General features: G+C 36.4%; 9 protein-coding genes. 2 read left to right on the top strand and 7 right to left on the bottom strand.

Features of this window, described 5'->3' with window-relative positions; all coding sequences use genetic code 11:
* Positions 1 to 5 precede the first annotated feature (5 nt).
* From QY309_07645 to QY309_07615, 7 genes are all read right to left on the bottom strand, one after another.
* Complete coding sequence (locus tag QY309_07645; GenBank protein ID WKZ61351.1) at positions 6 to 1721, bottom strand: alpha-L-fucosidase; 1716 nt, start codon at positions 1719 to 1721, stop codon at positions 6 to 8.
* A gap of 22 nt (positions 1722 to 1743) precedes the next feature.
* Positions 1744 to 3513: an alpha-L-fucosidase gene (locus QY309_07640; protein WKZ61350.1), complete on the bottom strand. Its 1770-nt coding sequence runs from the start codon at positions 3511 to 3513 to the stop codon at positions 1744 to 1746.
* Positions 3514 to 3629: 116 nt separating this feature from the next.
* On the bottom strand, positions 3630 to 4853 hold the full coding sequence (locus QY309_07635; protein WKZ61349.1) for a hypothetical protein: 1224 nt from the start codon (positions 4851 to 4853) through the stop codon (positions 3630 to 3632).
* A gap of 38 nt (positions 4854 to 4891) precedes the next feature.
* Positions 4892 to 5926 carry an aldose 1-epimerase family protein gene (locus tag QY309_07630; protein ID WKZ61348.1) on the bottom strand — a complete coding sequence of 345 codons (1035 nt, stop codon included), beginning with the start codon at positions 5924 to 5926 and terminating at the stop codon, positions 4892 to 4894.
* Positions 5927 to 6005: 79 nt separating this feature from the next.
* Entirely contained in the window at positions 6006 to 8168 is a 2163-nt protein-coding gene (locus QY309_07625; GenBank protein WKZ61347.1) for a DUF5916 domain-containing protein, read from the bottom strand.
* 172 nt (positions 8169 to 8340) lie between these two features.
* Positions 8341 to 9855, bottom strand: coding sequence for a RagB/SusD family nutrient uptake outer membrane protein (locus QY309_07620; protein ID WKZ61346.1), 1515 nt, complete (start codon positions 9853 to 9855; stop codon positions 8341 to 8343).
* An 11-nt stretch (positions 9856 to 9866) separates the two neighbouring features.
* Complete coding sequence (locus tag QY309_07615) at positions 9867 to 12884, bottom strand: TonB-dependent receptor (protein WKZ61345.1); 3018 nt, start codon at positions 12882 to 12884, stop codon at positions 9867 to 9869.
* A 290-nt stretch (positions 12885 to 13174) separates the two neighbouring features.
* On the opposite strand from QY309_07615, the gene QY309_07610 reads away from it, so the two are divergent.
* Together QY309_07610 and QY309_07605 are read left to right on the top strand one after the other, a co-directional pair.
* The gene (locus tag QY309_07610) at positions 13175 to 14194 is read left to right on the top strand and encodes a GntR family transcriptional regulator (protein WKZ61344.1); all 1020 of its coding nucleotides are present in this window, start codon (positions 13175 to 13177) and stop codon (positions 14192 to 14194) included.
* A gap of 94 nt (positions 14195 to 14288) precedes the next feature.
* On the top strand, positions 14289 to 14642 hold the full coding sequence (locus QY309_07605) for a hypothetical protein (protein ID WKZ61343.1): 354 nt from the start codon (positions 14289 to 14291) through the stop codon (positions 14640 to 14642).
* Positions 14643 to 14718: the final 76 nt, after the last annotated feature.

Below are 14718 nucleotides of genomic sequence, written 5' to 3'. Positions count from 1 at the left end.
GTTGTTTATTTCTTTACTTGAATCTTAAGTACCCATGCATATGGAGACGTCTTTGAAAATTCATTACGCAAACTTTCAGGAAAGTTCAATTCTAAATTACTGCCTGACTGGTTCCATTTTAGTTGACCTTTGTAACCAAGCAAACTTGCCTTTGAGCCCTTTAATGCTGTTAAATCTTTTATCACTGCACTTTCACCTGGCAATTCAACAAAATGAACATAGATATACTTTCCATCCTTACTCTGTGTAAAGTATTGATTACCATCAACTTGTTTTACCCATGGTCTTGTAGAATAAATTCCTTCACCGTTAATTCTTAACCAATCCCCTAAGTCTAGTAGTCGTTTACGTTGAATTTCTGATAATTTCCCTTTTCCATCTGGGTTAATTACCAACAATAGGTTTCCGTTTCCTGAAACAATTTCTATGAACATTTTAATAAGTTCAAAGCTCGATAATGAGTTTGATTCGTTATCAGTCCAATTGTAACCAAATGCAGGACTAATTGATCTACAAACTTCCCAATTGATCGAGGGATCAATTTTTCCAATATGGTACTCAGGAGTAGTATAATCTCCTAATTGTCGATTTCTTAAAGTTCTTTCAGTTGCTGCATCATGATCACCTGATTCACGGAGCCTTCGTAGTTCGGCCATTTCTTCAGCTGAAAGCGCGCTACCAGCTCGATTATTTATTACAACTTCCTTTCTGCCTTCTGCCTGATTGTAAAAATATGCCGACAATTCAGCCGCTCTGCTTACAGAAACTGGTACCCCCCAACCTCCATCATACCACACAATATCAGGGTCAAATTTGTCAACAGCTTCCTTAAATAAAGGCATCATGTAATCAGCATAATAGTCACGAACCGGAATTTTACCTGAAATCATTCTATCATGCACTGCAGGAAAATAACTTGCATATGGGATTGGTCGTGGAAGTATAGCCATGCCGTCATGAAAAATCGCAAGATTTGGTGTCGGATCCCATTGGCTTATACGTTTATCTACAATTACCGGATATTCCCATTCAGCAATTGAGAAATACAAAGCAAACTTGAGCCCTCTTTTGCGCACGGCTTGAGCCAATTCCATTTTAATATCACGTTTAGGCCCCATTTCTTTTGCATTTCTAAATGTATAGCTTGATTCCCACATTGTCCAGCCTGCATGATGACGACTAAATGGAACAAAATATTTTGCTCCTGACCGAACAGCTAAATCAGCGTACTCATCAGCGTTAAGCTGTTCACCAGTTAGTAATGGTAAAAAATCATCTCTTCGAAAATCAGGGCCCCAAACAGTATCATGATACGATTTATAGGAGTAATCCATAAGAAATTCATACCAATCAGGATAAGATCCACCTGTGCCAAGATTAGGATCTCTCGGAACTGCATACCCTGGTACAGACCATGGTCCCCAATCAAAAAATATGCCTAGCTTCGCATCACGAAACCAATCTGGTATTTTATGATTAGCAAGTGACTCAGGATTTGGTTTATACTTACCCTTTTCATTTACTTCAATCAATTTTTTAACATCATCGGCAGCCCTTTTCATCATATCTGCCGAAAATTTTTCGTAAAGCTCAAGTGTTGAATACTTATAATGGAATGGCTTAAAGTCTGAAGGTCGCTTTGGTTGTTCTTGTGCGACAACAGAAGTTGTTACAAGTACAATATAACAAGCTATGGTGAGAAAAGTTTGAATCTTGCACATAGTTAATGAATTTAAAATCTTACTATTTTATTTGTACTTTTATTACCCAAGCATATTTTGTTGGACGGTTGGATTCTACCTGTAAAGTTTCGGGAAGCGTGATAACTACACCTGCTTCACTTTGATTCCAGACTAAGCTATCATCGAATCCCAACATAGTTATCTTTGAATCACTGCTTGGAGTTATCCCATTTATAGTTAGCTTTTCTCCTGGCCATGATGTCAAATGTGCATAGACATATTTCCCTTCCTTGCTACTAGTAAAGAAAAGATCACCATCTTGTTGCCTTATCCATGGACGCGTTGAATAAATACCCTCACCATTAATCTTAAGCCACAGTCCTAGCTCTTTAAGTCTATTTTTTTGTATTTCAGAAAGTTTACCTGAACCATCCGGATTAATCACTAGAAGTAAATTACCATTCTCGGCTACTATTTTGATAAACATCTTAATTAAATCTTCGCTACTCTGTGAACTCTCTTCATCATCTTGCCAATTGTAACCAAATGCAGGGCTAATTGATCTGCAAACCTCCCATTTCTTAGTAATATCAACTTCTCCTATTGTATACTCAGGGGTTCCATAATCACCTAGTCTCGCAGAGTTAAGGTATAGTTGCATTGCCTTTTCCTGTTCGCCACTCTTCATGTATTCCATAAATTGACTCAGTTCTTCATCAGTCATGGTACTGCCAGCCCTATTATTTATAACTACTTCCTTACGGTTATTTGCTTGATTATAAAAATATGCAGACAATTCAGCAGCTCTACTAACAGACACTGGACTTCCCCATCCTCCATCATACCAGACTAAGTCAGGATCAAACTTGTCGATAGCTTCTTTAAACGAAGGCATCATGTAGTCTGCAAAATAATCCCGAACAGGAATTTTGCCCGAAATCATCCTGTCATGAACTGCAGGAAAATAAGTTGTTAAAGGCTTTCCACGTGGTATTTGTCCAAGCTCATCTTGAAAGATTGCAATGTTTTTAACAGGAGCCCATTGCGTAACCGGTTGTTCAACAATAACCGGATATTCCCATTCTGAAACAGAAAAATAGAATCCAAGTTTGATATTATTTTTTTTAGATGCCTCAGCAAGTTCTTTATAAATATCACGCCCTGGCCCCATTTCAACTGCATTTCTCTTAGTATAAGACGACTCCCACATAGTCCAGCCACCATGATGTTTAGAGAATGGAACAAGATACCGAGCTCCCGCATCTATGGTGAGTTGTACGTATTCCTCAGCGTCAAAATTTGAACCAGTTAACATTGGTAATAAATCATCTCTTCTAAAGTCGGCTCCAAACACTTCATCATGATATTCTTTGTATAAATAATCCATCAAAAATTCATACCAATCAGGATATGATCCACCAGTACTAGCCTCCGCCCCTTTTTTCGGTGCATACCCTGCGGCAGACCAAGGTCCCCAATCCAAAAATATCCCTAACTTAGCGTCTTGAAACCATTCAGGCATTGGGTGACTACCCAACGACTCGATTGTTGGCTTATATGGTCCTTTAGCGTTAACTTCAGATAACTTCTTCAATTCTTCGCTTCCTCGCTTTAGTATATCCTCAGTGAATCGTTTATTCAACTCAACTATAGAGTATTTATACCTAAATGGTTGGAAATTTTCAGGACGCTTAGGCTGGTCGGGTGACGTGGTGAGATGCTTGCTATTTGGCATTTCACTTTCATTCTTTGCTTGCTTATCGGCACAACCAATAAATAGAAAGATTATAATCCAATAAGCAATGAAATTTTGCTTCAATGATAGTTTCATCGATTTAATTTTTTTTAAAGTGTTTGGATTACTAAAAATAGATTACCCCAACTTAAAAACAATCCTGTAGTATCCTGATACTATTGAGGTATCTGATTCCTTAATAAAGATCTCGACTAATTTCGACTAATTTTTAAATCAGGATTTCCTGGGCCAAAATGCTTTAACATTACTATGGGATCACTTTCAGAAGGGTTAACAATACTTACACCCTCGTTGGCTGCTTTCTCGCTTACAAAATATTCGTCATACGTGTGCTGTCCATATCTAATTAATGATGGTGTCTCTATCTTGAGCCCGTTTAACTGTCCGTATCCTTGCACCATGATGAAGCCATAGCACGCACTATCTTTTATTCTAACAGAAGACCCTGGTAATATTGTCAATTCCTTTGCACTAAAAGATTGAGATTTATAGCATATCCACTTTTCATTATAGCCCTCACTTAGCATTTCCTTTGAATCATTCACAGGTATTGGTGGCATAAATCTGTTTTTATACAAATTATTATCAATATTTAGTTCCCAATCCAAAACTTCAAGCAAGTAGTCATAATCGCCTTTCCTATCTTCAGGTGAGCAATTCCATAGAAGATCCTCTGGAACGACAGCTTCATTAACCAAAGACTGATACATTGCAAAAACATCTGACGCCTTCTGAGGTTCGTATGTGCATAAACTCCCCGGGGCATGTAAAAGCCCTGGAGGTACATCCCACCCAGTTCCCGGTTCCAGCTTAAAGGCTTGAGAAAAGTTTGTAATTTTATTATCACCTTTAGTAAAATTGACAAGGCATTCTCTTATTTCCTCTTTTGTAGTACCTGGAGTGATACCAAAAAATGTATAAGGAAAATCACCTCCATGATTATTCATTTGCGGAGGAAAGTAGTATGCCTCTGGCTTTCCAAATTGTCCTACTAGTTTCGCCTTTTCATCGTTATGGTGTACATGATGAGGCAACGGACCCATGTTATCAAAGAATTTAGAATACATGGGCCAGGACTTATAGGTATCCCATAAGCGACCACCTATGAGCTTATCTTTTAACTCTTCAATTGCATCAGCAAGCAAGAATGTCTCATTTTTACCATTATTTTCAAATACAACTAAACTCATTCCTTCATGCTCGCCAGTAAGGGGTCCATTTTTGGCAGGAGTAGTAGATGCTAACCATCGTTCATCTATACCTCCCCGAATCCCTCCAAGAATATAGTAATCATCCGGATGCAGTTTTATTCGCCTTCCTGGAACACAAAAAGATCTTGGTACCCAAGTTGGTGTAAGTCTTAATATACCGTTTCCCTTTTCAAACGCAGTCTTGATCTTAGATGTAATACTCATATACAAAAGATTTCATTTATTTTACGTTCAGAAAATACCTAACTAATTTCTCTTATTTCAATTTCAATTTCAAACTGCAAGGTTTCCGAGGGAAGCAAATTTATTAGAGTGCCTTCATCTCTTGCCTTTGCTTGTCCAATTGGCGGATGTGTACAGGGTTCTAATGCTGTTACGTATTCGTTCCGTCCCCAATGCTGCCAATTTGTTAGCCATGGCAGTTGGTGCTTTTTAAACCGAATAAATATTTCAAGCTTAATCGACTGATTAGAAATTCCACATTCACATATTCCATCACTATTTTCATTTATATCAATAAATGCTGCTTCCTCTCCATTTCCATTGTGGCTTTCCAAAGGAGTTCTACACTTTTTGAAGTCATTACCATTTTTAAAGATTAATGCTTTGCTTTCATTTTCTCTTGCTGTCCAATTCCCTTCCCAAAATATTCTTGCTCCTTCATCAACAAGTGGCCAACCAAGGTTTATATGATATAAAAGCATTAAAGGAGCGGGTTCGTTGCCAATATTAGTTACTTTGTCTTCTATACGGATTTGTGATAGACCAAGAGTGCTTGATATTTTTCTCTTTAGCTCAAGACTAGGGCCAAGTACTTGTGACTGTATCATCGTACCAGATATACTCATCTCAAATTGATTTCTAATTAGGTCAGGTTGTACAATCGAATCAACTTGAGCTGATATATTGCTTATCCTATCATGAAGTCCCCTATCACCATTCTGATCATACTCAGGTGCACCTATATGTGTTAAGCCACATGTTGTAACCAATCCACCACTAAATGACTTCAACCAATCAAATCCATGAGTTGAATAAAGCTGTGGTGCAGTTACTCCTGTATGACTCAGCCATGCTAAACTAAATCTATTAAAAAAAGCATCTGCAATATCTAACCCTCTGTCAAGAACTACTTTATACCTTAGACCTGAACCTGTATTTATCCAAGCTATCCTTGTACCACTGCCGCATCCATTATCAATAACGGATGTCTCAATTCCTCCTAATTGATTGTGATTGGAAATCTTATTAAGCCAGCTTTTATTGTCGATAACCATTTCAAATGATATGTTTAATGTCTACAAGTAATGAGGTGCGAGCTAAATTATCATCCTGTACTGTCTGTTTCAAATAGCCTTAAAAATTAATCCAGTATGTCAATTTAGCTACAATAGCACGATTTTTAACCTTCAAATTCTCAGGAAAATAATTTTCAGTATATACGAGAAAGAAATCAGAAGCAGGCTTAAATCTCCACTGTAATCGTGAATTAATATTCAAATTTCTAAATTGGCTATTGTATTGGGTAAAAGTGGTCCAGAACAGACTTTTTGTAAAGGTAACATCAACACGTTGACCAAGTAAGACTAAATTTGCATCATCATAACCCTCAGCTAAATCAATCTTATTAATATTATAAGTCAATGAGAAGGCTGCGTATTGTTTAAAGCGATAACTGATGCTCCCAGAGAGTTGTTTTAGATTACCATTGTAAAATCCACCACTTATTACTTGTAAAAAATAATTAAACTTTTTACGGGTATCTGATTGAAAAGATGATAAGAATCCGGTTTGCGAAAAGCTTTCACCAGGTTGGAATAACTGTTCTTGATTCCCTGTAGGATTGAAAGGAGTAAATAACTTCACATAATTGCTGAGGATTGAAAAATTATACCGTGCAGTCGATTGAAATACTGTTGTCCATGATGTAGAAAAATTGTAATCAGTAATACCCCATGTGTTATTCCACAGAAAATTATTTGAAAGTTGTAAAACGTGTTGATTTATCCAATTTGATTTAGGAAATATATTATAACCTAAAACCGGATTAATCCGCTTAAAGTCATTTCTAGGAAGGAACCCCACACTTGTTTCAAAATCTTCTCCAACGAACTGATGAGTCCATGATGCATTGAACTTGAGTGTATTAAATAGTAATGTTGCTCCATGAGATATAGGATTGGAGTTATTTAATTTATTAAATGAATGATGATAGTATGCTTTTCCGATCCATTTTCCATCGGGAGACGCCAGATTATAATCCAGACCAATTAATCTACTGAAATTACCTAACGCTGGATTATAAACGTCAATGGGCAAATTCTCAAAGTTGCTCTTATTAACATAAATAGCACTGATATTTGATCTTGTGAACAATTTACGCTGTACTACTGCTACACTATAATTTAGCGATGGAATATTAAGCAAATTGTCCTTAGCTGTTTGCATACTCATAATACCAATTCGCCAATTTTTGTCAATTTTACCACTCAATCTTGCACCTGCAATTATTTGATTTTGAATATTCTGACCGCTTGCAGAATCAATGGCAACTCCAATGCGTCTGGAGAAGAAAGGACGAGCATTAGATAGTCCGAAGCTTGAAAACAAATCTGCATTTTCCAGAAAAAATTGTCTCCTTTCTGGAAAGAAAAGTTCAAATCGATCTAAATTAGTTTGTTGCTGATCAACTTCTACCTGTGAAAAGTCTGGATTAATTGTTAAGTCCAAATTTAAGGAGGGACTGACAGCGATTTTTATGTCTCCCCCAAGAGAGACATCCGATTCAAGATTGCTTTCGGCTAAGTAAGCTTTAGAGGAGTTAGCTGCAATGTATGGAATTACGGATATATTGTTACTGGTCTTTCTTAGGGGTTTATCCCAAGTTAAGCTACTCAAAAATGCTAAATTAGAAAGTTGAAATTGTCGAGGTACTGGCGTTAAAGTAGAGCGCTCATTCAGTTTTGAGTCTACCCTAAATACATTTATTCCCCAAATAGAAGCCCCTTCGTTGAACCGGAGAGTCTTAAATGGTATTGCAATTTCCGCCACCCAAAATGCATCGTATATTTTAACATAAGAAAACCATTTATTATCCCAGGAAAAATCTATATCAGAAACTTGTACACCGCCATTTGAAATTAATCCTTCTCTCTGAACACCATAAGGCGTAATGCCGAAAAAAAATCCATTAGTTCCATCTTTAAATGTATCTAATACTAATCCAATACCATCAGTTGACTCATCGGTAAAATCTCGCCTTAAAGAGACAGAAACATAATTACCTGTTATTACCTCGTATACTTTTGCCGATAGGTAAACGAAATCTTTATCGTAACTCAGCCTAATTTCAGTATCATTTACAGCATAGGACGTATCATACGGAAAATACTGCTTAAATCCACTATATACTTTTGAAATTTTCCAAGCTTCATCATCAAGATTGCCATCAAGTATAATCGAAGTATCAGTTCTTTCAATTGTCAGTATTTTCTTCTCAACTCCTTGAGCATAACTCATTGTAATAGATATCCAAAAAAAAAGGAGTACCCAATAGTATATATGACAGAACATTTAGAACAGGAGAATTAGAAATAAAGTTTTATCTGACTTTATTGAATAAAGAGATACTAGATATTCAAGAAGTGTGATGACTTCCTATTACTTCGAATAAGAAGTCATCTTCACCTAATTAGTTATAACCTGGATTCTGCTGTAATTGAGGGTTGACAATTATTTCATTAATCGGAATTGGATATAACAAAAAGTCACTAGTGACATTGAATGAATTTGGTGGAGGAGCGTTTCCTGGGGCATAGTAATATACCTCAGGGTTATTCTTTACACTTGTTCCAAATGTAGTCATCACAGAAATTGCGATATTCTTACGTACCAGGTCATTCCACCTTTTATTCTCAAAGGCTAATTCAATTCTGCGCTCATTAATAATTGCATTTCGCAGCTCCCCTTGGACAGTAGTAGTTATATCAGTAGTTAAACCTGCTCTATCTCTCACCTGATTTATGTAAGTAAGTGCTTCCGCAGACTTATTTTGTTCATTTAAAGCTTCTGACATCATTAAGAGAACTTCAGCATAACGATATACAGGCCAATTTTGGTCAGTTTGATTATATACAGCATGTGGATGAAGATACTTCCTTATGTATGGTTGATTTGTATAATTAGGTATGCCCACCATAGAACCCGGTCCAGTGTAAAATGCGATACTTGCTCCAAATCTTTCATCCTCCACTTGATCTTCATAAGAGGCTATTAAATCTGGAGTTGGAATGTTATTTGATCCGCCACCATTTGGTGTTGCTGGGCTAACACCTGTAATTACTGCAGGATCTGGCGTCTGTGGAATAAATGAGTAAGGGAAAGTACTAAAAAGAGGTTGAGAGGTACCTGTAACATACCAAATTTCAAAGATAATTTCAGAATTTCCTTTATTTGCAGGTTTAAATATATCTGCATAATCACCAAGAAGTGAATACCCCATTGACAAGACAGGTGTAAGGATTACTTCAGCATCATTCCAACGTTCAAGGTTAAGGTATATATCTGCAAGTAAAACACGTGCCGCTCCTGAAGTAGCTCGTCCTGTTGTTTGAGTAGTTCTATCTGGAAGCAGATCAATTGCCGCAAGTGCATCTAAAATAATTTGATCATAAACCTGTTGTTTTGTAGCTCGAAGCTTAAATGTTTCATCATACGATGTTGGTGGAGCAGTGAAAATAGGAACGCCACCGAAATTTTTAACAAGATCAAAATACGCCAAAGCGCGAAGAAATAATGCTTGACCTTTTAAATTTTGTTTAACAGAATTCTCAAAATCAACGTTATCAATTTGTGCGAGTACAAGATTAGCTCTTGATATTATTTGATAGTTGTATTGCCAGTTACTTTGAAGAGTAGCATTATTTGTTTCAACAGTGAATGTCGCTAAATCTTCAGTAGGTTTACCCCCCCTATTACCAACATTATAGATAAAGTATGTATTATCAGAGCGTAATTCATTTAGCTGCCATTGTAACTGGTAAAGCGGTTGCAATGGGGCATAGATACCCGTAACTGCTTGTTCAAAGTCGTTCTGATTTTTATAAAAATTCTCTTGAGTCAAAATAGTCTCAGGTGCAACTTCAAGAAAATCATCACAAGAAGAAATTGCAATAAATAATATACTAATATAAATGTACTTTTTCATAACTGTATATTTTAGAAACTTAAGTTTACGCCAACACTAATAGTACGCGGAACCGGATATGAGTTTTCATCTACACCAGGAGTAATTCCAAAACTGCTTTGATTAGCTGCAGTTGCACCATTTGTTTGTGTATTAACCTCTGGATTAGGACCAGGATACCTTGTAAAGATGAATGTATTCTGTGAACTGATATAAACATTTGCGCGTTTGAAAACCCTATTATCATTAAGCGGAATGTTGTAGCCTAATGTTATATTCTTAAACGCAAGATAACTTCCATCTTTCAAGTATCTTGAATTCCATCTGTCTCGCTCTAAAAATGTTGTGCCTTGTTGAACACTTCCGTACTTTCCATCACCGGGATCTTCAGGAGATTTCCAACGGTTTTTTACTTCAGAGAGTACATTAAATACTCCATCTAGGTTAGTAGTCCAATTTTCATGAAAAGCCAAAATCTTATTTCCGTAAGATCCTGCTATAGAGAACGAAAGATCAAAATTACCATAAGAGAAATTGTTAGTCATACCAAACGTAAATTTGGGCCAAGGGCTACCTATTGCAGTCATATCATCCGGAAATGAAATAATACCATCATTGTTTAAATCACGGAACTTAACGGTACCCACTTGAGAGCTTTCATGTTTCGGAGAATTATCAAAATCTGCCTGATTAACGTAAACGCCATCATGAATCGCACCATAGAACATAGCAACAGGTTGTCCTACTTGCGTTATATGACTTCTGTATTGATAAAGAAGTAATCCACTTGGGAGTACACCATCAGCCGTTGCCAAAGACATTGTTTCATTTCTGTCAAAAGAAAAGTTGAGGTTAGAATTCCACTTAAACTTACTGGTATTTAAGATCGTGCCTGATATATTGAATTCATGCCCCCAGAACTTGAGTTCGCCAATGTTCGATTGTATGTTTCCAAAACCTGATGAAAGAGGAACCGGTGCATTAAAAAGCAAATTTGTTGTGTTTCTAATGTAATAATTATAGGAAAACTGGAAGCGGTCGTTAAGAAAGTTAATATCCAAGCCTAAGTTAAATTGCTTATTATTTTCCCAGCCTAATGACTGATCACCTAGATTATTTGGAGCCCTCCCTGTACTTACAGTATTTCCAAAAGGATAAAAGGCGTTTCCGACTGTAGTCAGGTGGGAGTAGTTTCCAATTTCAAAATTTCCGGTAATACCATAGCTTGCTCTTAGCTTTAGGAATGACACTTCTTCAAAATTCCAAAAATCCTCTTTGGAAATTATCCAACCAACAGAAGCCGCTGGAAAATTACCCCATCTATTATTCTTACCGAATCTTGACGATCCATCTCGTCTGGCTGAAAGCGTAAAAAGGTATTTATCTTTATAAGTATAATTTACGCGAGCCAAGTATGAAAGTAATGTCCATTCTTGAATATCACTTGTTACTAAAGTAATACCAGCGGCATTTACGGTTTGTATTTTATCATCTGGGTAATTAGATGCACTTACCAATGTTCCATCAAGTCGATAACGTTGAGATGTAAATCCGACTAAAGCGTCAAAACTATGGTCTTCAATCTTTTTTTGATAAGTAATTGTATTCTCATTTACCCAGTTAGTGAACCGTCTATTATTATCAGATCCAAAGGGTATCCGTGGAGGTGGAATAAATAAAACACCAATTGTTGAGGGATTGAACTGAAATATGTTTCTGTTACCATTTTGAATATTAAAAGTGGATTTAGCTGTAAGGCCTTCAAGTATTTCGTATTCCACAAATGCATTTGTTAGCAACCTAAAATCTCGATCCTCATAGACCTTTTCCCTTGCAACCCTTAGCCAGTTTGGATTACCAAACGAAGCAGGATCGGTTGCCCTTAAGGCAAGTGTACCATCGCTATTAAATGGACTGGCAAGCGGGGTGGTAATTAACGCAGAGGATATGAGATTCTCGGTTACATAAGGCCACCCATCTGTATTAAAATTAGTGTTAAAAGTGAAGTTAGGAGCAATATTGAATCCTATACCTAATTTTTCTGTTGGCTGAAATCGTGTGTTGATTCTAAGAGAGAACCTTTCAAACTCAGTTCCTTCAATAACGCCCTCTTGATTGAAATATCCAAAATTGGCCGATGTTTTGATCTTCTCTGTCCCAGTTCCCAATGATAAATTGTAACTCTGAACCGCACCTCTCCTAGTTATTTCTTCGAACCAATCAGTTCCTTCACCATATTGTTCAGGATTTTGAAAGGCAGGATTTACCGGTCTACCATTTGTTTCAGCGATTTCTTTCTGGAATTGAGCATACTCACGAGCATTCATCATATCCAAACGCCTATTTTTGGGTACACTTTCTACACCGTAATAAGAGTTAAAATCGATTTGTAATCTACCGGCCTTACCAGCTTTTGTTGTTACTAATACAACTCCATTTGAAGATCGAGAACCATATAAAGAGGCTGAAGCAGGATCTTTCAAAACGGTTATGTTTTCAATCTCATTCGGATTCAAAAAACTTAGATCACCTGTTATAGGCATTCCATCTACTACATAGAGTGGGTCAGATCCTGCAGTAAGGGAAACTGCTCCACGTATTTGAAATTTCATAGCCTCCCCTGGCCTTCCGGAGGTTTGAGTTACACGTACGCCTGCCAATTTACCTTGTAGCATTTGCCCAATTGTAGCCACAGGAGCTGGAGGTTCATCTTTCATAGACAAAGTGGCTATAGCTCCTGTTATATCTTGGCTTCTCTGTGCTGCATAGCCAGTTATTATAACCTCATCTAGTGTAGCTACACTTGGCTTCATTGAGATGTTAATTACTGACTGAGAACCTACCCGCATTTCTTGGGATTCGAAACCAATAAAACTAAAAAGTAGAATGTCTTCAGGACTAGCAGAGATTGAGTAATTACCAGAGACATCTGTAATTGTGCCTGAAGTACTCCCTTTAATAAGAATGGAAACTCCAGGTAGGTCAGTTCCATCTGAACCGGATGTGACTTTGCCGGTAATCTGACGGGTTTGTGCAAAACCACTGGCCATGATTAAGCACAATTTTAGGATTAGTAGATTTTTAAGCATAGGGATTATTAGGTTAGTATTGGTTAATGATTCAGTAACTCATTCATAATTTGAATTTCATAATTCTTATTTTACTTATCATCCTGTACACTCCTGTTCCGATTGCACAAACGTTTTCTTTGACTATCTGGTAGTATGTTTAATAATTATTTTGTACATTAGAAAACTCTGATAACAGTTTTCAACTGCATGACAGTGCAGGACAGTACCCTAGATATTTAAATCTATTTGAGATTTTAACGAACAATAAAATGAAATCGGGATTGGTAGAAATTGATGAAAGCTCAAAAATTCCAAAGTACCAACAAGTAGCTGATTACATTATATCTGAAATAGGTGGAGGATTTGTAAAAGTTGGCGACAAAATACCATCTATCAATGAAACAAGCGAAGAATTGCTATTATCTAGAGACACCGTTGAAAAGGCATATAAGAACCTGAGGAAACGGGGTATAATAACTGCAGTTCAAGGTAAAGGGTTTTATGTCACTAGCACTATACGATCTGATGGGAAACGAATACTCCTTGCCTTCAATAAATTAAGTGATCATAAAAAGGCTATATATAATTCCTTTATTAAAAAATTGGGTGATACAGCCACTGTTGATTTACACGTCCACAATTCCGACAATAAAATACTGGAAAAAATTATCATCGAAAATTTAGGAAAGTATGATTTCTATGTAATAATGCCCCATCTGAAGGACGAAACAGATAGTGTTAAGGACGCTATAAATAAAATATCGAAAGATAAGTTATTACTTATAAACAAAGATTTAGATGGGATATCTGGTGAATATGGTTGTGTCTATGAAGATTTTGAACAAGACATTTATCAAGCCCTTTTAACAGGAATAGCTCGCATAAAACGATACAAGAAATTAATCCTAATTTTTCCTACAGAAAACTATTATTGCACAGGAATACGTGATGGGTTCATTAATTTTTGTAGAAAGAATGAATTTGATTTTGATATCATTGGGAGCGCCCAAAGACATGAAATTAAATCAAAAGAGCTCTACATCGTAATTGAAGAGGCTGATCTAGTTGAAATTGTTAAAAAGGCAACTTCTAAAAATCTTTCACTAGGTAGAAACATAGGAATAATTGCCTACAATGATTCTCCATTTAAAGAAATCTTGGCCGGTGGCATATCTGTGTTAAGTACGGACTTCGAACGAATGGGTGCTGAAATTGCCGATATGATTCAAACCAGGACTCAAAGGAAAAGAAAAAATCCATTTTCATTAATTCTAAGATCCTCAGTGTGAATGAAATTCAATTATTATTAGTTATCACATGAAACTACAGGACAGGCTATTAAAAATTCAATCTTAGATTTGAGCAATAGCCACATTCCATCATGTGAAAAAGGACATTGTTCAATTATTCAATCAAAATAAAAGAGGTATCACTATACCCGGTGAATTATATTCAGCATTATCATCTCTAATACTTTCCAAAATACTGGAAAAACCAAGCGGGAAACTCTTCCTGACCGAGCTATTAGACTATGTATACATAAATAAAGATAAGCTAAGCGACAAGGGTAATATTGGATGGTGGCTTATTCAAGTTAAGCGAGATCTATCTGCCCGTAATATTATCAGAACTTCAATAACCCCTACCCTTCGTCAATATTTAGAGCTAAAGAAGAGTAAACGTTTGGCTACATATCTTATTGAAAATATTGTAACCTTAAGGGAATTAAGGCCATGATAGTACAGTACAGTTATTAGAAGTTCAATTAATATTTTAGTTCTATAATAATCATGGGACTCAATTTCATCTAATC

Source organism: Cyclobacteriaceae bacterium (assembly GCA_030584025.1).
GTDB lineage: Bacteria > Bacteroidota > Bacteroidia > Cytophagales > Cyclobacteriaceae > UBA2336.
Note: the sequence above shows the minus strand (reverse complement) of the source record. Positions and strands in the feature narration are given on the sequence as shown.

Excerpts from the sequence above, each read along its gene's own strand:
- QY309_07645 (WKZ61351.1), bottom strand. The coding sequence starts at position 1,721 with ATGTGCAAGATTCAAACTTTTCTCACCATAGCTTGTTATATTGTACTT.
- QY309_07640 (WKZ61350.1), bottom strand. The coding sequence starts at position 3,513 with ATGAAACTATCATTGAAGCAAAATTTCATTGCTTATTGGATTATAATC.
- QY309_07635 (WKZ61349.1), bottom strand. The coding sequence starts at position 4,853 with ATGAGTATTACATCTAAGATCAAGACTGCGTTTGAAAAGGGAAACGGT.
- QY309_07630 (WKZ61348.1), bottom strand. The coding sequence starts at position 5,926 with ATGGTTATCGACAATAAAAGCTGGCTTAATAAGATTTCCAATCACAAT.
- QY309_07625 (WKZ61347.1), bottom strand. The coding sequence starts at position 8,168 with ATGAGTTATGCTCAAGGAGTTGAGAAGAAAATACTGACAATTGAAAGA.
- QY309_07620 (WKZ61346.1), bottom strand. The coding sequence starts at position 9,855 with ATGAAAAAGTACATTTATATTAGTATATTATTTATTGCAATTTCTTCT.
- QY309_07615 (WKZ61345.1), bottom strand. The coding sequence starts at position 12,884 with ATGGCCAGTGGTTTTGCACAAACCCGTCAGATTACCGGCAAAGTCACA.
- QY309_07610 (WKZ61344.1), top strand. The coding sequence starts at position 13,175 with ATGAAATCGGGATTGGTAGAAATTGATGAAAGCTCAAAAATTCCAAAG.